Below are 19,434 nucleotides of genomic sequence, written 5' to 3'. Positions count from 1 at the left end.
AGATTCGCATGAACGTCTCGGACAAGTACCGCAGCAACTGGGAGAGTTACTGGAGCGAGACCTCCGACGACGCGGGGGAGGCGATCTGGGACTGCGATCCCGCCCTGTCCGCCGAACCGCACACCGCTCTCCTCCTGCCCCACGCGGACCCGGCGCGCACCATCGTCGACCTCGGCTGCGGCAACGGCACTCAGACCCGCTACCTCGCCACCCGGTTCGCGCGCGCAGTCGGAGTCGACCTCTCGCATGCCGCCGTCGAGCACGCCCGCCGAGCCACGCAGGACGGCACCGTGGAGTTCCAGCAGCTCGACCTCACCGACTCCGATGCCGTACGCGCCCTGCACGAGCGCCTCGGCGACGTCAATGTCTACATGCGTGCCGTCATCCACCAGAGTGAACCCGAGGCGCGGCCCGCGGTGGCCGCCGCCGTCTCGGCACTCATCGGCACCGAGGGCCGCGCCTTCGTCGTCGAGCTGACCTCCGGCTCGCGGGACGTGCTGCGGCGCGCCGCCACCCAGGCGGGCGGTCCGGGGCCCAAGCTGCAGCGCGTCTTCCACCACGGGCTCAAGCCGGCCGACGCCGACGACACGGAGATCCCGCGGCTGCTCGGCGAGGCCGGTCTGAAGATCCTCGCCGAGGGCGAGACGGTCCTGCCGCAGACCGAGGACCTGGCCGACGGCACCCGCATCGACCTGCCGGCCCGCTGGTTCGTCCTCGCCGGCGCGTAGCCCGCACGCCCGCGGGAACGGGCGGGCCCCCGGCCGCTCCTTCCGGGAGCGGCCGGGGGCCCCTGGCGTTGGGGAACCCCAGGTACGGACTCGGGGCGGAGGCGCTATTGACGCAGCCGCCGACGGTCAGGGGCAGGGACGAGTCGTACTGGGGGCTGAGGTTCTCCGCCGTTCCCATCAGGGTGCCGTCCTGGTAACCGTCGGGATCCAGGCAGTCGTTCCTGCCGTAGGTGATGGTGCCCGTGGCGCCCTTGGTCGCGCCGCCGGTGGCGAAGGCGAGGAAGACCACGGCGTCACCGGTGTTCACCACACCGCCGCCCGGCACCGTATGCGTCTGCCCGGAGGCGAGCATGTTGCCGGAGTTTCCTGCATTCGCGATCTCCTGGGCCAAGTGTTCCAGGGCCTGTCAGGCCTGCTGGACACGAATTACGGCGAACTCATCGAATACGAGGAGGTCCTGCCGCGGTTCCAGCGGGAACCGCAGTGGGACTGGCGGCGCGGACCGTAGCCCGGTGCCCGCTCGCCGCGTAACGTGACTCGGCATGAAGATCCTCATCAGTGCCGACATGGAGGGGGCCACCGGCGTCACCTGGCCGGCCGATGTGCTGCCGGGGACGCCGCAGTGGGAGCGGTGCCGGTCGATGTTCACCTCGGACGTGAACGCCGCCGTGGAGGGCTTCTTCGACGGCGGTGCGGAGCAGGTCCTGGTCAACGAGGCCCACTGGACCATGCGCAACCTGCTGCTGGAGCGGCTCGACGAGCGGGCCGAGATGCTCACCGGACGCCACAAGGCGCTGTCGATGGTCGAGGGCGTGCAGCACGGTGACGTCGACGGCATCGCCTTCGTCGGCTACCACGCGGGCGCCGGCATGGAGGGCGTCCTCGCCCACACCTACCTCGCCAACCAGATCACCGGGGTGTGGCTGAACGACGTGCGCGCCAGCGAGGGTCTGCTCAACGCGCATGTCGTCGCCGAGTACGGCGTCCCCGTCGTCCTCGTCACCGGCGACGACGTGGCCTGCGAGGACGCGCTCGGCTACGCGCCGGAGGCGCTGAAGGTCGCGGTGAAAGACCATGTGTCCCGGTATGCGGCGGTGTGCCGGACCCCTGCGCGCACGGCCGCCGACATCCGTGCCGCCGCGAAGGAGGCCGCCCGGCTGGCGGTGCGCCACCAGCCCGTGGAGGCCGGGCCCTTCACGGTCGCCGTGGAGTTCGACGCCGAGCACCTGGCGATGGCCGCGACCGTCGTGCCCGGGGTCGCGCGGATCGGGGAGCGGAAGGTGGCGTACACCAGCGCCACGATGTACGAGGGGATCAGGACGTTCAAGGCGGTCACCACGATCGTCTCCGCCGCCGTGGAGGAGCAGTATGGCTGACCAGCAGGCACTCGACGAAGTGGTGGAGTTCACCTCCGGGCTGATCCGCATCGACACCACCAACCGGGGCGGCGGGGACTGCCGGGAGCGGCCCGCCGCGGAGTACGCCGCCGAACGGCTGGCCGGGGCCGGAGTGGAACCGGTGCTGCTGGAGCGGACACCGGAACGCACCAACGTCGTCGCGCGGATCGAGGGCACCGACCCGTCCGCCGACGCGCTGCTGGTCCACGGTCATCTCGACGTGGTGCCCGCTCAGGCCGCCGACTGGAGCGTGCACCCGTTCTCCGGCGAGATCCGCGACGGGGTGGTGTGGGGGAGGGGCGCCGTCGACATGAAGAACATGGACGCGATGATCCTCGCGGTCGTCCGCGCCTGGGCCCGCGAGGGCGTACGGCCGCGCCGGGACATCGTCCTCGCGTTCACCGCCGACGAGGAGGCCAGCGCCGAGGACGGCTCCGGATTCCTCGCCGACGAGCACCCCGAGCTGTTCGAGGGCTGCACCGAGGGCATCAGCGAGTCCGGCGCCTTCACCTTCCACGACGGCGCCGGCCGGCAGCTCTACCCCATCGCGGCGGGGGAGCGCGGCACCGGCTGGCTGAAGCTCACCGCGCGCGGCCGGGCCGGGCACGGCTCCAAGGTGAACCAGGAGAACGCGGTGACCCGGCTCGCCGCCGCGGTCACCCGCATCGGCGAGCACGAGTGGCCGCTGAGGCTCACCCCGACCGTGCGGGCCGCGCTCACCGAACTCGCCGCCGTGTACGGCATCGAGCCCGACTTCCGGGACGTGGACCGGCTGCTGGAGAAGCTCGGGCCGGCGGCCGGGCTGGTCGAGGCGACCGTCCGCAACAGCACCAACCCGACCATGCTGGAGGCCGGTTACAAGCTGAACGTCATCCCCGGGGAAGCGGTCGCCTACGTCGACGGGCGCTGTCTGCCGGGCACCGAGGAGGAGTTCACCGCGACCCTCGACCGCCTGACCGGCCCCGACGTGAGCTGGGAGTTCGCGCACCGGGAGGTGGCCCTGCAGGCGCCGGTGGACTCGCCGACCTTCGCGCGGATGCGTGCCGCCGTCGAGGAGTTCGCGCCCGAAGGCCATGTGGTGCCGTACTGCATGTCCGGTGGCACGGACGCCAAGCAGTTCTCCCGGCTCGGCGTCACCGGCTACGGGTTCGCCCCGCTGAAGCTGCCCGAGGGCCTCGACTACCAGGCGCTGTTCCACGGAGTGGACGAGCGGGTGCCCATCGAGGCACTGCACTTCGGCGTCCGGGTGCTCGACCGCTTCCTGCGGACGGCCTAGGGGATGGGGGAGAGGGTGCTCAAGACGCCGTACGGATCCTGGCCGTCCCCCATCCACGCGGCCCTGGCCGCCGCGCACGACGGGCAGCCGGAGTGGGTGGGTTTCGTCGGGGACGAGGTGTGGTGGACCGAGCCGCGGCCGGCCGAGGGCGGCCGCCGGGCGCTGGTACGGCGCACGGCCGAGGGCACGGAGCAGGAGGTGCTGCCCGCGCCCTGGAACGTGCGCAACCGGGTGGTGGAGTACGGCGGCCGGCCCTGGGCCGGTGTGCCGCAGGACGGCACACCGGTCGTCGTGTTCACGCACTTCGCCGACCAGCGGCTGTACCGGTACGAGCCCGGCGGCGAGCCGCGCCCGCTGACCCCCGTGTCCCCGGTGGGCGCCGGACTGCGCTGGGCCGACCCGCACCTGGACCTCGCGCGCGGCGAGGTGTGGTGTGTGCTGGAGGAGTTCACCGGGGACGGCCCCTCGGACGTGCGCCGGGTCCTGGCGGCCGTACCGCTGGACGGATCCGCCGCCAAGGACCGCTCGGCCGTACGCGAACTCACCGACGCCCGGCATCGGTTCGTCACCGGTCCCCGCGTCTCCCCGGACGGCCGGCGCGCGGCCTGGCTCGCCTGGGACCATCCGCGCATGCCCTGGGACGGCACGGAACTGCTGGTCGGCGAGATCGGTGACGACGGCATCCTGCATGCCGTCCGCACGGTGGCCGGTGGGCCCGGCGAGGCGATCGCACAGGCCGACTGGTCCGCGGACAACCGTCTTCTTCATGCGAGCGACCGCAGCGGCTGGTGGAACCTGTACCGGGACGGCGCCCCGCTGTGCCCGCGCGAGGAGGAGTTCGCGGGCCCGTTGTGGAAGCCGGGTCTGCGCTGGTTCGCGCCGCTGGACAACGGCCTGGTGGCGGTCGTGCACGGTCGCGGGTCGACCGTGCTCGGGATACTGGACCCGAAATCCGGGGAGATCGTCGACGTTGCGGGGCCGTGGACCGAGTTCGGCGCCACCCTCGCGGCCCACGGCGCCCGGGTGGTCGCGGTCGGCGCCGGCCCGCGCACCGCGTACGAGGTGGTCGAGCTGGACACCGTCACCGGCCGGGCCCGCGTGATCGGTGCCCGGCACCGGGACGCAGTCGACCCCGCTTACTATCCGGAGCCGCAGATCCGCGTCTTCACCGGCCCGGACGGCCGCGAGGTGCACGCCCACCTCTACCCGCCGCACCACCCCGAACGCACCGCCTGCGACGGCGAGTTGCCGCCGTACGTCATCTGGGCGCACGGTGGCCCCACCAGCCGCGTGCCGCTCGTGCTGGACCTGGAGATCGCCTACTTCACCTCGCGGGGCATCGGCGTCGCGGAGGTGAACTACGGCGGCTCCACCGGATACGGCCGGGCCTACCGCGAGCGGCTGCGCGAGCAGTGGGGCGTGGTCGATGTCGAGGACTGCGCGGCCGTCGCCCGCGCCCTCGCCGACGAGGGCACCGCCGATCCGGCCCGGCTCGCGATCCGGGGCGGCAGCGCGGGCGGCTGGACCACCGCCGCCTCCCTGACCACCACCGACGTCTACGCCTGCGGCACCATCCTCTACCCGGTGCTGGACCTGGCCACCTGGGGACCGGGGGAGACCCACGACTTCGAGTCCCGCTATCTGGAGTCGCTCATCGGCCCGCTCGCCGAGGTGCCCGCCCGGTACACCGAGCGCTCGCCGAGCACCCACGCCGACCGGCTCACCGTGCCGTTCCTGCTGCTGCAGGGCCTGGACGACGTGATCTGCCCGCCCGCCCAGTGCGAACGCTTCCTCGCCCGGATCGCCGGCCGGGACGTGCCGCACGCCTACCTCACCTTCGAGGGAGAGGGGCACGGTTTCCGGCGGGCGGAGACCATGGTGCGCGCCCTGGAGGCCGAACTGTCCCTGTACGCCCAGGTGTTCAAGCTGGACGTGCCGGACGTCCCGAGACTGGAGCTGCACGCGTGAACCCGCTCACGCGCCCTGAGCGGCTGGCCCCGGGCGCCCGCGTGGCCGTCGTCGCCCCCAGCGGGCCGGTGCCCGAGGAACGGCTCCAGGCGGGGCTCGACGTGCTGCGCGGCTGGGACCTGGATCCGGTCGTGGCGCCCCATGTGCTCGACAGGGACGGTGAGCTGGGGTATCTCGCGGGCGGTGACGCCGACCGCGCGGCCGACCTGCAGCGGGCCTGGTGCGACCCGTCCGTGGCGGCGGTGCTGTGCGCCCGTGGCGGCTACGGGGCGCAGCGCATGGTCGACCTGCTCGACTGGGAGGCGATGCGCGCGGCCGGTCCCAAGGTGTTCGTCGGCTTCAGCGACGTCACCGTGCTGCACCAGGCGTTCGCCACCCGGCTGGGCCTGGTCAGCCTGTACGGACCGGCCGCCGCCGGGGTCGACTTCATCAAGAGCGCCCGCGCACAGGAGCATCTGCGTGCCACGCTCTTCGCTCCGGAGCGTGTCCGGACCCTGACCTCGGCCGGGACCGCGCTGGCGCCCGGCCGGGCCCGGGGAGTCACGCTGGGCGGCTGTCTCAGCCTGCTGGCCACCGACCTCGGCACCGCGTTCGCCCGGCCGGGTGCGCGGGGCGGGCTGCTGCTCCTGGAGGACGTGGGCGAAGTGCCGTACCGCGTCGACCGGTTGCTGACGCAGTTGGCGCGCTCCGGCTGGCTCGACGGTGTCGCCGGGGTCGGGCTCGGCTCCTGGCGCGACTGCGGCCGTTACGAGGAGCTGCGCCCGGTCCTCGCCGACCGGCTCGGCGGACTCGGGGTACCGGTGGTGGAGGAGCTGGGATTCGGGCACTGCGACGACGCGGTGACCGTCCCGTTCGGGATGACGGCCGAACTCGACGCGCAGACGGGCACCCTTACGGTGGACGAGCCCGCGCTGCGTTGACGGCGCGCACTGAATCTCCGTCAAGAATGCACGCGCACACGGATTGACCAGGATCTGACACGTGTCACAGCATGCTACCGGCCAGTATCTCCTGGCCGGTTTCCGCGTGCCTCAGTGTGGAGGATCCCGTGCCCCGACGTGTGCCCCGACCGGCGCCCCGCCGCGCGTCCCGATCCCGTACCGCCCTCACCGCCCTCCTCGGCGCGGCCCTCACCGCGCCCCTCGCGCTCACCGCCGGCCCGGCTCACGCGAGCGGCCGCTACACCGTCACCCCGCTGACCTTCACCGTGCGCGCGGGCGACCGCAGGTGCGCCGTCGACGCCGACCTGTACCGGCCCGCCGGAGTGGACCCCGCGCACCCCGCGCCCGCCGTGCTCGCCACCAACGGCTTCGGCGGCAGCAAGTCCGACGGCTCCACCGACGCCATCGGCAAGGCCTTCGCCGAACGCGGTTACGTCTCCCTCGTCTACTCCGGCCTGGGCTTCGGCCACAGCGGCTGCCTGATCTCCCTCGACGACCCCGGCATCGACGCCCGGGCCGCCTCCGGGCTGGTCGACTTCCTCGGCGGGAAGCGGGCCGCCGACGACGGAACCCGTGCCGACTACGTCACCCTCGACGCCCCGGGCGACCCGCGCGTCGGCATGATCGGCGGCTCCTACGGCGGCGCGATCCAGCTCGCCACCGCCTCCGTCGACCACCGCGTCGACGCCCTCGTCCCGCTCATCACCTGGAACGACCTCGCCTACTCCCTCGACCCGAACAACGCCGTCGGCGCCCATGGCGTGCCCGGCGCCTTCAAGTGGCAGTGGACCAACGGCTTCTACCTCATCGGCGAGAGCCAGCCGCTGACCACCCCGAGCCTCGACCCGTCCCGGATCAACTCGCTGGCCTGTCTGCACTTCGTCTCCGACGCCTGCGACACCGTGCGCACCCTCGACTCGGGCAGCTATCCGCGCGACCGCACCGCCCGGCTGCTCGCCTACGCCCGCAGCGTCTCCCCGGCGAGCTACCTCTCCCGCGTGCAGGCGCCCACCCTGCTGATCCAGGGGCAGGCCGACACCCTGTTCAACCTCAACGAGGCGACGGCCAGTTACCGCGCGCTCCACGCCCAGGGCACCCCCACCGCGCTGATCTGGCAGTCCTGGGGCCACAGCGGCGGCATGAGCGACCCCGCAGCCGGTGAACTCGACCTGATCCGGGGCAACCTGGAGACCAGCTACGTCGGTCGGCGCATCCTCGCCTGGTTCGACCGCTATCTGAAGAAGGACAGGAGCACCGGCACGGGCCCCGCCTTCGCCTACTACCGGGACTGGATCACCGACCCCGGCCACACCTACGCCACCGCCGACCGGGTGCCCGCCCTCCGCCGCACCCTGTACCTCTCCGGGGACGGCACACTGGTGAACAGTCGCGCCGAGGTGGCCGGCGGCAGCCGCGGCTACACCAACGCGCTCGTCCCGACGAGCCACTCGGAGAGCTCCCTGGCCGGTGTCATCGGCCTGTCCGACCCGGCGCCGTACGACACCAAGGGCACCTGCCTCGCCTGGACGGGCGCGCCGCTCACCAGGAACCTCGACGTGGTCGGCGCCCCGCAGATCACCCTGAAGGTCGTCTCCCCGAAGGCCGAACGCACCCAGGACTCCGGTGACGCCGCCGACGAACTGGTGCTGTTCGCCAAGCTGTACGACGTCGCGCCCGACGGCACGCAGACACTCGTCCACCGGCTGGTCGCACCTGTCCGGGTGCCGGACGTCACCAAGCGCTTCACCGTGACCCTGCCGGGCATCGTGCACCGGTACGCGACCGGGCACCGGCTGCGGTTCGTGATCGCGGCGAGCGACGACGCCTACTTCGGCAACCGGGGGATCAAGCCGGTGACCGTGGTCAGCGCGCCCGGGGACACGGGCGTGCTGCGGCTGCCGGTCGCGGGCGGCTGAGCCGGCCCGGACGGATCCCGGGAGCCCGCCCGGGCGGACACTCGGAGGGCTCTTCCGGCGCCGGCGCGGGCGGACACGCCGTACGCTGGCCGGATGCCGCACACCGCACCCCACTACCTCGCCGAGGGCCCCCGCGTGGCCATCCGTCACTTCACCCTCGAAGACGGGCCCGAGTTCACCGCGCGGGCCCGCGAGAGCAAGGACCTGCACCGGCCGTGGCTGTTCCCGCCGGACAGCGACGAGGCCTACGCCGCCTACGCGGGCGCGCTGATCGAGGACCCGACCAAGGCCGGCTTCCTGGTGTGCGAGAAGGACAGCGGGAACATCGCCGGGTTCATCAACATCAACAACATCGTGCGCGGCGGCTTCCAATGCGGTGCCCTCGGCTACGGGGCCTTCGCGCACGCCGCCGGGCGCGGTCTGATGCGCGAGGGCCTCGACCTGGTCATCGGGTACGCCTTCGGCCCGCTCGGGCTGCACCGGCTGGAGATCAACGTGCAGCCCGACAACACCGCCTCGGTCGCGCTGGCACGCGGCGCCGGCTTCCGGCTGGAGGGGTTCTCCCCGGCCATGCTGTACATCGACGGTGCCTGGCGCGATCACGAACGCTGGGCGCTCACCGCCGAGATGCGCGACTGAGACCGGTCGGCAACAGGTCCCGATTCCCGCGGCTTTGCGCAATCCTGACCGGCACGTCCCCTGGCCGACCGGCCCCACGCCGGGTTCCATGGTGATCGTGACGAGGATCCGACATGAGGTACTGACGCTGCCCGCCGCGCAGTTGGGGCCGGACAACCCGTTGCCCCCACTGCGCCCTCCCCCACTCTCGGCTTCGCTCGAGCGGGGGGACCCCCATGACGAGGTCCACCGCATCGACGACCGCGGCCGGGACGGCCTGCCCCGGGACATGGCCCGCCAGCTCGGGTACGAGCCGCTGCGCAGCCTGCTGCCGGTCCGCGTCCGCGACGGCTACGACAGAACCCGCGAGCCCCGCGCCCTCGACGCCCTGGTGATCGAGAACGACCGGCTGCGCGCCACCGTCCTGCCCGGCCTGGGCGGCCGTATCGCCTCCCTCCGTCACCTGCCGACCGGACGCGAACTCCTCTACCGCAACCCGGTGTTCCAGCCCGCCAACTTCGCCCTCAACGGCGCCTGGTACTCCGGCGGCATCGAATGGAACATCGGCGCCACCGGCCACACCACCCTCTCCTGCGCACCCCTGCACGCCGCCCGCGTCCCGGCCCCGGACGGCGGGGAGATGCTGCGCCTGTGGGAGTGGGAGCGGCTGCGCGACCTGCCCTTCCAGGTCGACCTGTGGCTCCCCGACGGCTCCGACTTCCTCTACGTCGGCGTCCGCGTCCGCAACCCGCACGAGCGGCCGGTGCCGGCGTACTGGTGGTCCAACATCGCGGTGCCCGAGGAGTGGCGGGTCCTCGCCCCCGCCGAGGAGGCCTGGCTCCCCCACTTCGTGGGAGGTGCCCCCATCGGCTACGAGCGCCGGCTGCGCCGGGTGCCCGTCCCGTCGTACGACGGCATCGACCGCACCCACCCCCTCAACAGCCCCTATGCCGCCGACTACTTCTACGAGGTGCCGGACGGCCGGCGCCGCTGGATCGCCGCGCTGGACGCCGACGGCCACGGCCTGGTGCAGACCTCCACCGACACCCTGCGCGGCCGCAAGCTCTTCGTCTGGGGCCATCTGCCCGGCGGCCGGCGCTGGCAGGAGTGGCTGACCGAACCCGGCACCGGCGGCTACTGCGAGATCCAGGCCGGGCTCGCCCGCACCCAGCTGGAACACGTCCGGCTGGAGGCCGAGAGCGAGGTGTCCTGGCTGGAGGCGTACGGCCCGCTCGACGCACCGCCCGAGGGGGAGTGGGCCCGTGCCGTCCAGGGCGCCGAGGAACGGCTGGAGTCCGCCCTGCCACGCGCCCGGGTGGCGGAGGCGTACGCGGCCTGGCTGCCCTGCGCCGACACCGAACCCGGCGAGATCCTGGCCGCCGGTTCCGGCTGGGGCGCGCTCGAAGTGCTGCGCTCCGACTGGAAACTGCCCGGCACCCCGTTCCCCGAGTCCACCCTCGGCGCGGCACAGGCGCCCTGGCGGGAACTGCTGCGCACCGGCTCCCTGCCCGAGCCGCGCCGGGTACGGCCGCCCGGCGAGACCCTCGTCGCCCCGCACTGGCGGGACATGCTGGAGACCGCGCCCGCCACCCCGCACACCGAGTACCACCTCGGCGTCGCCCAGTGGCACGCCGGTGACCGGGCCCAGGCCGTCCGCAGCTGGGAACGCGCCCTCGAACTCGCCCCGTCCCTGTGGCCGTTGCTGCGCTGCCTGGCCGTCGCCGACCAGGAGTCCGGTCACCACGAACGGGCCGCCGAACGGTACGCGGACGCCTTCGACGACCTGTGCCGCGAGCGGCGCGACGACGGCGAGACCTGGACCGCCGCCGTGGCCGCGCTCGGCCGGGAGGCCCTGCCGGCACTGCTCCGGGCAGGACGCACGGCGGACGCCCGCGCCGTCTGGGACCGGCTGCTGCCCGCCGTCCGCGGGCGCGGCCGGTTCCGGCTGCTGGAGGCCGAGCTGCTGCTCGCCGAGGGACGGCCCGAACAGGCGCGGGCGGTCTTCGACGCGGGCTTCGAGGTCGCCGACCTGCGGGAGGGGGAGGAGGCGCTCGGCCGGCTGTGGTCCCGGCTCACCGACGAACCCCTCCCGGCCCGGTACGACTTCAGGATGCGGCCCGACACCGGCTGACCGGCTCAGCCCCGCTGGTCGACGTACTCGAACACCGACCCGTCCGGATGCATCGCGAGCAGGTTCCGGCCCACCGGGGTCGGCACCGGGCCCGCGATGATCCGGGCGCCGAGGCCGGTCAGCAGCCGGTGCGCCTCGTCCACGTCCTCCACGGCGATGGTGGCCGCCACCTTGCGCAGCACCTCCAGTTCCGCCTCCGGTCCGCTCATCAGCAGAAAGGAGCCGATCGCGGCGACTTGGACCCCGCCGCGCTCGAAGCGCAGGGCTCTGCCGCCCGCCAGCCGCTCGTAGAAGGGGATCGCGGTGTCGAGGTCGTCTACGCAGATGCGCAGCGAGGCGCCCAGAATCTCCATGCGCCCGAGCCTAGTTGGGGCGGCCCGGGCCGTGCAGGGCGCCCGCGTTACCCGCCGTGTCCGCCGGGTACCCGCAGGGTATGGACCGTTTGGATCACCTGGAACATCTGGACAAGCAGCTGGTCGACGAGCTGGCACAGGTGGCACGCGAGACGGTGCGCGACGAACTGCGCGAGCAGACCCGCAAGCAGCGCCGCACCGCCACGCTCTACGCCGCTTCCGGCGCCGCCGCCCTGTACGCGGGCGCCGCGCTCACCGTCGCGGTGGGCCTGGCTCTGGCGACCGCCCTGCCCGACTGGGGTGCCGCCCTGATCACCGCGGCGGTCATGGCAGCGCTGGCCTACGTCCTGCGGGGCGCGGCCCACCCGAAGCACAGCCACCCCTCGCCTCCGGGCCGCGTCATCGGCGGCAGCCCACCGGCAGGGCCGCCGAGCGGCCTCGGGGTGCCGTACCCGCCGATACCGAAGGAGCCGCCCGGCACGCCGGAACACCCGGAACACAGGGCCTGAAGTCACCCGAGCTGCGGCAGCACCTTCGCCCGGTAGAAGTCGAAGAACCCCCTCTGATCCGCCCCGATCTGGTTCACGTACACCCGGTCGAACCCGGCGTCGGCGAAGGCCCGCAGCGCGGACACATGCTGGTCGGCATCGTCCCCGCACACGACGTTCTCACGGACCATGTCCTCGGTGACCAGCTCCCGCAGCTGCTCGAAGTGCCGCGGCGACGGCAGCACCTGACCCATCTCCCCGGGCAGCAGCTCGTTGTACCAGAGGGAGCGCACCGTGCGGACGCACTCCTCGCGATCGGTGCCGTAACAGACCTTCGTGCCGCCGCTGACCGGCTTCGCCCCGCCCCCGCCCTTGCGGAACTGCGTGACCATCTCCTCCTGAGGCGTCATCGTGATGTACCCGTCGCCCACCCGGGCGGCGAGCGACGTCGCCTTCGGCCCGAAGCCGGAGATGTCGATCGGGACGGGCTCCTCGGGGACGGTGTAGAGGCGGGCGTTCTCCACGGTGTAGTGCGTGCCGTGGTGGTTGACCTCCTCCCCGGTGAACAGCCGGCGCATGACCTGGATGGCCTCCTCCAGCATCTCCAGGCGGACGTGCAGCGGGGGCCAGCGGTCGCCGAGGATGTGCTCGTTGAGCGCCTCGCCCGTGCCGACGCCCAGCCGGAAACGGCCCTCGGTCAGCACCGCGCTGGTGGCCGCGGCCTGCGCCGTCACCGCCGGGTGCATCCGCACGGTCGGACAGGTCACCGCCGTCTCGATGGGCAGCGACACCGCCTCCGACAGGGCGCCGATCACCGACCACACGAACGGGCTCTGCCCCTGCGCGTCGTTCCACGGGTGGAAGTGGTCGGAGATCCACAGCGCCCGGAAGCCGGCCTGCTCGGCCATCCGGGCCTGCTCGACGAGCGCTGCGGGGTCGTGCTCCTCGCTCGCCAGGAAATAGCCGTACTCGGGCATGGGAGAACCTCCGCGCGGGCGACGCCGTTGCCGTGTGATCCGGTGCTGCCGTGTGATCCGGTTCCGGGCCGGGTAACCGGTGCCGGTCGGGCGAAACGCCGCGGGTGCGGCGCGGCGTTCGGGTGCTCCGACCGGCGTACGGGTGACCCGTCCGGCGTTTGGGTGCCCCGGCCCCGGTTACGCGGAAAACCTCGGACGAGCCACACCGCCGGAGGCGCACCGTGAGCCGACCTCACGTAGTGATCGTCGGCGCCGGTTTCGCCGGGTACCGGGCTGCCCGCACAGTGGCCCGGCTGACCCGGCACCGGGCCGACGTCACCTTGCTGAACCCGACCGACTACTTCCTGTATCTGCCGCTGCTGCCCCAGGTCGCCGCCGGCATCCTGGAGGCCCGCAGGGTCACCGTGTCGCTGCCGGGCACCCTGCACGGGGTGCGGATGGTGCTCGGCGAGGCGGACCACGTCGACCTCGACGGGCGTACGGTGCACTACTCCGACCCGGAGGGCCGCATCGGCACCCTGGACTACGACCGGCTGGTGCTGAGCGTCGGCAGCGTCAACAAGCTGCTGCCCATCCCCGGGGTCGCCGAGCACGCGCACGGTTTCCGCGGGCTGCCCGAGGCGCTGTACCTGCGCGACCACGTGACCCGGCAGGTGGAGCTGGCCGCCACCGAGGACGACCCGAAGGCCGGCGCGGCCCGCTGCACCTTCGTCGTGGTCGGTGCCGGCTACACCGGTACCGAGGTGGCCGCGCAGATGCAGCTGCTCACCGACCGGCTGGCCCGCCGGCACACGCTGCCCGGCGGGGTACGGCCCCGCTGGATCCTGCTGGACGTGGCGGAGCGTGTGCTGCCCGAGCTGGACCGGCGGCTGTCCCGCACGGCCGACCGGGTGCTGCGCGCCCGCGGTGTGGACGTCCGGATGGGCACGTCGGTGAAGGAGGCCACGCACGACGGAGTGCTGCTCACCGACGGCGAGTTCGTGGCCACCCGGACGCTGGTGTGGTGTGTCGGGGTGCGGCCCGATCCGCTGGTGGAGGGGGTCGGGCAGCCGCTGGAGCGGGGCCGGCTGCTCGTCGACCCGTACCTTCAGGCGCCGGGCCGGCCGGACGTTTTCGGCTGTGGCGACGCGGCCGCCGTACCGGACCTGGAGCGGCCGGGGTCCTTCACGCCGATGACGGCCCAGCACGCGTGGCGGCAGGGCCGGGTGGCCGGGGAGAACGTGGCCGCCTCGCTCGGTCTCGGCCGTCGCCGGCGGGCGTACCGCCATCGCGACCTGGGGTTCGCGGTCGACCTCGGCGGGGTGCGGGCCGCCGCCAACCCGTTCGGCGTCCCGCTGTCCGGACCCGCGGCCGGTGCGGTCACCCGCGGCTACCACCTGGCCGCGCTGCCCGGCAACCGTGTCCGGGTGGCCGCCGACTGGCTGCTGGACGCCGTACTGCCGCGCCAGGGCGTCCAGTTGGGCCTCGTACGGTCCTGGTCGGTTCCCCTGGACACGGCCTCCCCGGAGCTGGCCCGCGTCCCGGGCGGGCCGGAGGGGGCGGGCGGACCGAAACCGCCGGACGGCCGGGAACAGGGGCAGGAGCCGAAGCATGCGCAGGAGCCGGAGCGCGCGGAAGAGCCGGGGCGGGCGGTGGGACCGGAGCGGGCCGAAGAAGCGGCGCGGGCCGACGACGCGGGACCTGACGGCGAACCGCCGGCCGCCGGGCGGGGAGACCACCCCGCCCCCGGTCCCGTCCGGCGCACGGACTCCCCGGACCACCCCGCCCCCGGCCCGGTCAAGCGCACCGACCCCCCGGACCCCGCCGCCGGGTGACCCGCGGGCCGTACCCCTCGACTCACCGCAAGGAGACTCATGAACACCGCCGAACTCGCCGAGCTGGGACAGCAGTTGCGCGTGGACAGCGTGCGGGCGTCCGCCGCCGCGGGATCCGGGCACCCCACGTCCTCGATGTCCGCCGCCGATCTGGTGGCCGTGCTGCTCGCCCACCATCTGCGCTACGACTTCGAACGCCCCGAACATCCCGCCAACGACCGCTTCGTGCTGTCCAAGGGACACGCCACACCCCTGCTGTACGCCGCGTACAAGGCGGCCGGGGCCATCGAGGACGGCGAGCTGCTCACCTTCCGCAAGCTCGGCAGCCGGCTCGAGGGACATCCGACGCCCCGGCGGCTGCCCTGGGTGGAGACGGCCACCGGATCCCTCGGGCAGGGCCTGCCGGTCGGGGTCGGCATCGCCCTCGCCGGCAAGCGCCTGGAGCGCACCGGGTACCGGGTCTGGGTGCTGTGCGGCGACAGCGAGCTGGCGGAAGGCTCGGTGTGGGAGGCCGCCGAACACGCCGGACACGAGCACCTGGACAACCTGATCGCGATCGTGGACGTCAACCGGCTCGGCCAGCGCGGCCCCACCCGGCACGGTCACGACCTGGACGCCTACGCCCGCCGCTTCCAGGCCTTCGGCTGGCACACCGTCGAGATCGACGGCCACGACGTCGACAAGATCGACCGGGCCTACGGCGAGGCGCTGTCCACCGCCGGGCAGCCCGTGGTGATCCTCGCCCGCACCCTCAAGGGCAAGGGCGTCGCCGCCGTCGAGGACCTGGAGGGCCATCACGGCAAGCCGCTCCCGGACGCCGAGGAGGCCGTCGCCGAGCTCGGCGGACCGCGCCGGCTGCACGTCCGGGTCCACGAGCCGCCGGCCGCCGCCGCGCTGCGCGACCTGACCACCGAGGTGCTGCAACTGCCGCGCTACGACAAGGGTGACGAGGTCGCCACCCGGGACGCCTTCGGCGCGGCCCTCACTGCGCTCGGCAGCGCGCGCGGCGATGTCGTCGCCCTGGACGGCGAGGTCGGCGACTCCACCCGCACCGAGGAGTTCGCCAAGGCCCATCCCGACCGGTTCTTCGAGTGCTACATCGCCGAACAGCAGCTGGTCGCGGCGGCCGTCGGCATGGCGGTGCGGGGCTGGCTGCCGTACGCCTCGACGTTCGCCGCGTTCCTCACCCGCGCCCACGACTTCGTGCGGATGGCGTCCATCAGCGGCTCCGGCATCAACCTGGTCGGCTCGCACGCCGGTGTCGCGATCGGCCAGGACGGGCCCTCCCAGATGGGCCTGGAGGACCTGGCGATGTTCCGGTCCGTGTACGGCTCGACCGTGCTGTACCCGTGCGACGCCAACCAGACCGCCCGGCTGGTCGCGGCCATGGCCGGCCTCGACGGCATCCGCTACCTGCGCACCTCGCGCGGCAAGACCCCGGTGATCTACGGCCCCGACGAGGAGTTCCCGGTGGGCGGCAGCAAGACGCTGCGCTCCAGCGAGGAGGACCGGCTGACGGTCGTCGCGGCCGGGGTCACCGTGCCCGAGGCGCTCGCCGCGGCGGACCGGCTCGCCGCGGACGGCATCCCGGTGCGGGTGATCGACCTGTACTCCGTCAAGCCCGCCGACGCGGAGACCCTGCAGCGGGCCGCGGAGGAGACCGGCTGTCTGCTCACCGTGGAGGACCACCGTGCCGAGGGCGGCGTCGGCGACGCCGTCGCGGAGGCCTTCGCCGACGGCCGGCCCGTGCCCCGGCTGGTCCGGCTCGCGGTGCGCACCATGCCGGGCTCGGCCGCACCGGACGAGCAGCTGCACGCGGCCGGCATCGACGCCGTGGGCATCGCGGCGGCCGCCAGGCTGCTGGTGGAGGAGGCGGTCGTGCGATGACCGACGCGGACGCCCGGAGCATACGGGCGGGCCGCCGCACGGTGGAGGTCCGGCGGCCCGGGAAGGTGCTCTTCCCGGGCGGCGCCGGCGCCGAGGAGTACACCAAGGGCGACCTCGCCGACTACTACCGGTCCGTGGCGCCGTACATGGTGCCGCACCTGAGAGGCCGTCCGCTGATGCTGGAGCGGTATCCGGACGGGCTCGACGGGCAGCGCTTCATGCAGAAGAACGTCCCTGAGCACTATCCGGACTGGATCACCCGCGTCGAGGTCCCCAAGGAGGGCGGCACGGTCACGCATGCCGTGTGCGACGACACCGCCACCCTCGTCTACCTCGCCGACCAGGCCTGCCTCACCATGCACCGGTGGCTCTCGCGCACCGACCGCGCCGGCGGCCCGGACCACCCCGACCGGCTCGTCCTCGACCTCGATCCTCCCGGCGACGACTTCGCCCGGGTGCGCGAGGCGGCAGGTTGGCTCAGGGAGCTGCTGGAGGAGCTGGGGCTGCCCGCCGCGGCCATGACCACCGGCTCGCGCGGCCTCCATCTCGTGGTCCCGCTCGACGGACGCCACGACTTCGACGAGGTGCGCCAGTTCGCCCAGGGCGTGGCACGGCTGGCCGAGTGCCGGCATCCGGACCGGCTCACCACCGCCTCCCGCAAGCGGGACCGTGGCGACCGGCTCTACCTCGACGTGCAGCGCAACGCCTACGCGCAGACCGCTGTCGCCCCCTACGCCGTCCGGGCCCTGCCGGGCGCGCCCGTCGCGGTGCCCCTAGCCTGGGAACAGGTGGACGATCCCGGCACCGACGCCCGCCACTGGACGATCGCGGACGCCGTGGACCAGGCGCACACGAACCCCTGGGCCGGTCTGCCGAGCCGCGGCCGGTCCCTCGAGTCCGCCCGCCGTCGTCTCGCGGCGCTGGATGGCTAATACACGTACCCCCTCCGGCCAGGCCTGACGGCCGGACCGCGACAGGCGAGGGCTGCCAGAGGTTTGGCCAAGGATGTGGCGGCCACACGCAGGGGAGAGGTGGCCATGTCGAACACAAAGAACACGCCCCAGTCACAGAGTTCACGGGAGTCACATGATTCTCATGACTCTCACAGCAACACAGAAAACACGGTGGACGACCAGCGTCCGACGCCCATGGAGGTGCTGCGCCAGGCGCGCGCCCAGCTCGCCGAACTGACCGGCCTCTCGCCGGAGTCGGTGTCCTCGTTCGAGCAGACGGAGGACGGCTGGTCGCTGGAGGTCGAGGTCCTGGAACTGGCGCGGGTACCCGACACGATGAGCCTGATGGCGAGCTACCAGGTCGACCTCGACCAGGACGGACAGCTCGCCGGATACCGGCGTGTCCGCCGCTACGAACGCGGAAGGGCCGACCCGCGGGGCCGATAGGCACCGCGCGTGTCCAGGGCCCGCACCGCGTACCGACTACTCAGGAGGAGGAATCGCCGGCATGACTGTTGTTCCGGCACAGCAGACCGGAGGCGGAGGCGGCAGCAGCGGCCTCTACGACGTGCTTGAGCTGGTCCTCGACAGGGGACTCGTGATCGACGCGTTCGTGCGTGTCTCCCTGGTCGGGATCGAGATCCTGAAGATCGACGTGCGGGTCGTCGTGGCCAGCGTCGACACGTATCTGCGCTTCGCCGAGGCCTGCAACCGCCTCGACCTGGAGGCCGGTCCGCACAAGAGCCCCGGACTGCCCGAGCTGGTCGGCGAGGTCACCGAGTCCGGCGCCCGCGGCAAGTCCAAGGGTGCGCTGTCCGGCGCCGCGCAGACCATTTCCGACGCCTTCAACCAGGCACGTCAGGAAGCGGAGGGCGAGTCCCGGCCGCGGCCCCGCAAGGCTCCGGCGCGCCGTAAGGAGGAGCAGGAGTGAGCACGTACGTCTACGGGATCACCAACCGCGCGCATCCGGCCCTGCCCGAGGGCATGACCGGCGTGGGAGAGCCGCCCCGGCCGGTACGGGTGCTCACGGCCGGGGAGCTGGCCGCCGTGGTCAGCGACGCCCCCGAGGACCTGCGCCCCAAGCGCCGGGACCTGCTCGCGCACCAGAACGTGCTCGCCGAGTCCGGCGCGGCCGGCTGCATCCTGCCCATGCGCTTCGGCAGCGTCGCCGCCGACGACGACGCGGTCACCCAGGTGCTCGGCGAGCGGGCCGACCACTACCTGGAGCGGCTGCGGGAGCTGGACGGCAAGGTCGAGTACAACGTCAAGGCCACGCACGTCGAGGACGCCGTCCTGCACCTGGTGATGGCCGAGAACGCGGACATGCGTGAACTCGCCGAAGCCAACCGTCGCGCCGGGGGCGGGAGTTACGACGACAAGATCCGGCTCGGCGAGATGGTCGCGGCCGCCGTCAAGGCCCGGGAGGCCGAGGACGCCGCCGAGGTGCAGCGTCTCCTCACGCCGGCCGCCGCCGCGGTCAGCACCGGCCCCGAGTCCACGGGCTGGCTGGTGAACGTCTCGTTCCTGGTCGCCCGGGACACGGCGGAGGACTTCCTGGCCATGGTCGAGCAGGTCCGCGAGAACAACCCGCACCTCGACCTCCGCGTCAACGGCCCCCTGCCGCCGTACAGCTTCGTCGAGCCCGGCCCCGCCCAGCCCGCGGGCACCACGGCGGGTGCGGACACCGGCGTGCAGTAGCGCGTCCGGCCCGAGCGGAAGGAGAACACCGTGGGACTGATCGGCGAAGTGCTGATGCTGCCCTTCGCGCCCGTGCGCGGCAGCGCGTGGGCCATCCGACAGGTGCTCCGCGAGGCGGAACGGATCTACTACGACCCCGCCACCGTGAGGGCCGAGCTGGCCCGCCTCGAGGAGCAACTGGAGGCGGGCGAGATCACCGAGGAGGAGTTCGACCGGCGCGAGGACGAACTGCTCGACCGGCTGGAGATCGCCCTGCGCTCCGGCGACACCACAGGCAACGGGACGTGAG

General features: G+C 73.1%; 18 protein-coding genes. 16 read left to right on the top strand and 2 right to left on the bottom strand.

Features of this window, described 5'->3' with window-relative positions; translation table 11 throughout:
• Positions 1–8: 8 nt before the first annotated feature.
• From FB563_RS01380 to FB563_RS01345, 8 genes are all read left to right on the top strand, one after another.
• On the top strand, positions 9–728 hold the full coding sequence (locus tag FB563_RS01380) for a class I SAM-dependent methyltransferase (RefSeq protein WP_055708443.1): 720 nt from the start codon (positions 9–11) through the stop codon (positions 726–728).
• A 542-nt stretch (positions 729–1,270) separates the two neighbouring features.
• Positions 1,271–2,104, top strand: coding sequence for a M55 family metallopeptidase (locus FB563_RS01375; RefSeq protein WP_055708444.1), 834 nt, complete (start codon positions 1,271–1,273; stop codon positions 2,102–2,104).
• The gene (locus FB563_RS01370; protein ID WP_055708445.1) at positions 2,097–3,401 is read left to right on the top strand and encodes a M20/M25/M40 family metallo-hydrolase; all 1,305 of its coding nucleotides are present in this window, start codon (positions 2,097–2,099) and stop codon (positions 3,399–3,401) included. The genes FB563_RS01375 and FB563_RS01370 overlap by 8 nt, the downstream gene beginning before the upstream one ends.
• 3 nt (positions 3,402–3,404) lie before the next feature.
• The gene (locus FB563_RS01365) at positions 3,405–5,369 is read left to right on the top strand and encodes a prolyl oligopeptidase family serine peptidase (RefSeq protein WP_055708446.1); all 1,965 of its coding nucleotides are present in this window, start codon (positions 3,405–3,407) and stop codon (positions 5,367–5,369) included.
• On the top strand, positions 5,366–6,289 hold the full coding sequence (locus FB563_RS01360) for a S66 peptidase family protein (protein WP_055708447.1): 924 nt from the start codon (positions 5,366–5,368) through the stop codon (positions 6,287–6,289). Before FB563_RS01365 ends, FB563_RS01360 begins: the two co-directional genes overlap by 4 nt.
• Positions 6,290–6,417: 128 nt before the next feature.
• On the top strand, positions 6,418–8,226 hold the full coding sequence (locus FB563_RS01355) for a CocE/NonD family hydrolase (RefSeq protein WP_055708448.1): 1,809 nt from the start codon (positions 6,418–6,420) through the stop codon (positions 8,224–8,226).
• Between the two features lie 93 nt (positions 8,227–8,319).
• Positions 8,320–8,865 (top strand): GNAT family N-acetyltransferase, encoded by a 546-nt coding sequence (locus FB563_RS01350; RefSeq protein WP_055708449.1) that lies wholly within the window; start codon positions 8,320–8,322, stop codon positions 8,863–8,865.
• Positions 8,866–8,953: 88 nt separating this feature from the next.
• Positions 8,954–10,975, top strand: a complete 2,022-nt coding sequence (locus FB563_RS01345; protein ID WP_055708450.1) for a DUF5107 domain-containing protein — start codon at positions 8,954–8,956, stop codon at positions 10,973–10,975.
• A gap of 5 nt (positions 10,976–10,980) precedes the next feature.
• Here FB563_RS01345 and FB563_RS01340 read toward each other — a convergent pair whose 3' ends face one another.
• Complete coding sequence (locus FB563_RS01340; RefSeq protein ID WP_055708451.1) at positions 10,981–11,328, bottom strand: VOC family protein; 348 nt, start codon at positions 11,326–11,328, stop codon at positions 10,981–10,983.
• Positions 11,329–11,408: 80 nt separating this feature from the next.
• Here FB563_RS01340 and FB563_RS01335 point away from each other — a divergent pair, with 80 nt between their 5' ends.
• On the top strand, positions 11,409–11,837 hold the full coding sequence (locus FB563_RS01335; RefSeq protein ID WP_055708452.1) for a phage holin family protein: 429 nt from the start codon (positions 11,409–11,411) through the stop codon (positions 11,835–11,837).
• A 2-nt stretch (positions 11,838–11,839) separates the two neighbouring features.
• Here FB563_RS01335 and FB563_RS01330 read toward each other — a convergent pair whose 3' ends face one another.
• On the bottom strand, positions 11,840–12,793 hold the full coding sequence (locus FB563_RS01330; RefSeq protein ID WP_055708453.1) for an LLM class F420-dependent oxidoreductase: 954 nt from the start codon (positions 12,791–12,793) through the stop codon (positions 11,840–11,842).
• A 221-nt stretch (positions 12,794–13,014) separates the two neighbouring features.
• Here FB563_RS01330 and FB563_RS01325 point away from each other — a divergent pair, with 221 nt between their 5' ends.
• The 7 genes from FB563_RS01325 (at position 13,015) to FB563_RS01295 (ending at position 19,433) form a co-directional block, all read left to right on the top strand.
• Positions 13,015–14,607 (top strand): NAD(P)/FAD-dependent oxidoreductase, encoded by a 1,593-nt coding sequence (locus tag FB563_RS01325; RefSeq protein WP_341874384.1) that lies wholly within the window; start codon positions 13,015–13,017, stop codon positions 14,605–14,607.
• A gap of 39 nt (positions 14,608–14,646) precedes the next feature.
• Positions 14,647–16,494: a transketolase gene (locus FB563_RS01320; protein WP_142218406.1), complete on the top strand. Its 1,848-nt coding sequence runs from the start codon at positions 14,647–14,649 to the stop codon at positions 16,492–16,494.
• The gene (gene ligD / locus FB563_RS01315) at positions 16,491–17,426 is read left to right on the top strand and encodes a non-homologous end-joining DNA ligase (protein ID WP_055705969.1); all 936 of its coding nucleotides are present in this window, start codon (positions 16,491–16,493) and stop codon (positions 17,424–17,426) included. The genes FB563_RS01320 and ligD overlap by 4 nt, the downstream gene beginning before the upstream one ends.
• A 105-nt stretch (positions 17,427–17,531) precedes the next feature.
• A complete protein-coding gene (locus tag FB563_RS01310; RefSeq protein ID WP_079048744.1) occupies positions 17,532–17,894 on the top strand; it encodes a gas vesicle protein GvpO in 363 nt (120 codons plus the stop codon).
• A gap of 61 nt (positions 17,895–17,955) precedes the next feature.
• A complete protein-coding gene (locus FB563_RS01305; RefSeq protein ID WP_055705971.1) occupies positions 17,956–18,378 on the top strand; it encodes a gas vesicle structural protein GvpA in 423 nt (140 codons plus the stop codon).
• The gene (locus FB563_RS01300) at positions 18,375–19,145 is read left to right on the top strand and encodes a GvpL/GvpF family gas vesicle protein (protein WP_055705972.1); all 771 of its coding nucleotides are present in this window, start codon (positions 18,375–18,377) and stop codon (positions 19,143–19,145) included. The genes FB563_RS01305 and FB563_RS01300 overlap by 4 nt, the downstream gene beginning before the upstream one ends.
• Before the next feature lie 30 nt (positions 19,146–19,175).
• Positions 19,176–19,433, top strand: a complete 258-nt coding sequence (locus FB563_RS01295; protein ID WP_055705973.1) for a gas vesicle protein GvpG — start codon at positions 19,176–19,178, stop codon at positions 19,431–19,433.
• Position 19,434: the final 1 nt, after the last annotated feature.

The sequence above is a fragment of the Streptomyces puniciscabiei genome, assembly GCF_006715785.1.
Taxonomy (GTDB): Bacteria; Actinomycetota; Actinomycetes; order Streptomycetales; family Streptomycetaceae; genus Streptomyces; species Streptomyces puniciscabiei.
This window is presented reverse-complemented; position numbering and strand designations above follow the sequence as displayed.

What these genes read in the sequence shown, in the direction of transcription:
- FB563_RS01380 (WP_055708443.1), top strand. Translation starts at nt 9, where the DNA reads ATGAACGTCTCGGACAAGTACCGCAGCAACTGGGAGAGTTACTGGAGC.
- FB563_RS01375 (WP_055708444.1), top strand. Translation starts at nt 1,271, where the DNA reads ATGAAGATCCTCATCAGTGCCGACATGGAGGGGGCCACCGGCGTCACC.
- FB563_RS01370 (WP_055708445.1), top strand. Translation starts at nt 2,097, where the DNA reads ATGGCTGACCAGCAGGCACTCGACGAAGTGGTGGAGTTCACCTCCGGG.
- FB563_RS01365 (WP_055708446.1), top strand. Translation starts at nt 3,405, where the DNA reads ATGGGGGAGAGGGTGCTCAAGACGCCGTACGGATCCTGGCCGTCCCCC.
- FB563_RS01350 (WP_055708449.1), top strand. Translation starts at nt 8,320, where the DNA reads ATGCCGCACACCGCACCCCACTACCTCGCCGAGGGCCCCCGCGTGGCC.
- FB563_RS01345 (WP_055708450.1), top strand. Translation starts at nt 8,954, where the DNA reads ATGGTGATCGTGACGAGGATCCGACATGAGGTACTGACGCTGCCCGCC.
- FB563_RS01340 (WP_055708451.1), bottom strand. Translation starts at nt 11,328, where the DNA reads ATGGAGATTCTGGGCGCCTCGCTGCGCATCTGCGTAGACGACCTCGAC.
- FB563_RS01335 (WP_055708452.1), top strand. Translation starts at nt 11,409, where the DNA reads ATGGACCGTTTGGATCACCTGGAACATCTGGACAAGCAGCTGGTCGAC.
- FB563_RS01330 (WP_055708453.1), bottom strand. Translation starts at nt 12,793, where the DNA reads ATGCCCGAGTACGGCTATTTCCTGGCGAGCGAGGAGCACGACCCCGCA.
- FB563_RS01320 (WP_142218406.1), top strand. Translation starts at nt 14,647, where the DNA reads ATGAACACCGCCGAACTCGCCGAGCTGGGACAGCAGTTGCGCGTGGAC.
- ligD (WP_055705969.1), top strand. Translation starts at nt 16,491, where the DNA reads ATGACCGACGCGGACGCCCGGAGCATACGGGCGGGCCGCCGCACGGTG.
- FB563_RS01310 (WP_079048744.1), top strand. Translation starts at nt 17,532, where the DNA reads ATGTCGAACACAAAGAACACGCCCCAGTCACAGAGTTCACGGGAGTCA.
- FB563_RS01305 (WP_055705971.1), top strand. Translation starts at nt 17,956, where the DNA reads ATGACTGTTGTTCCGGCACAGCAGACCGGAGGCGGAGGCGGCAGCAGC.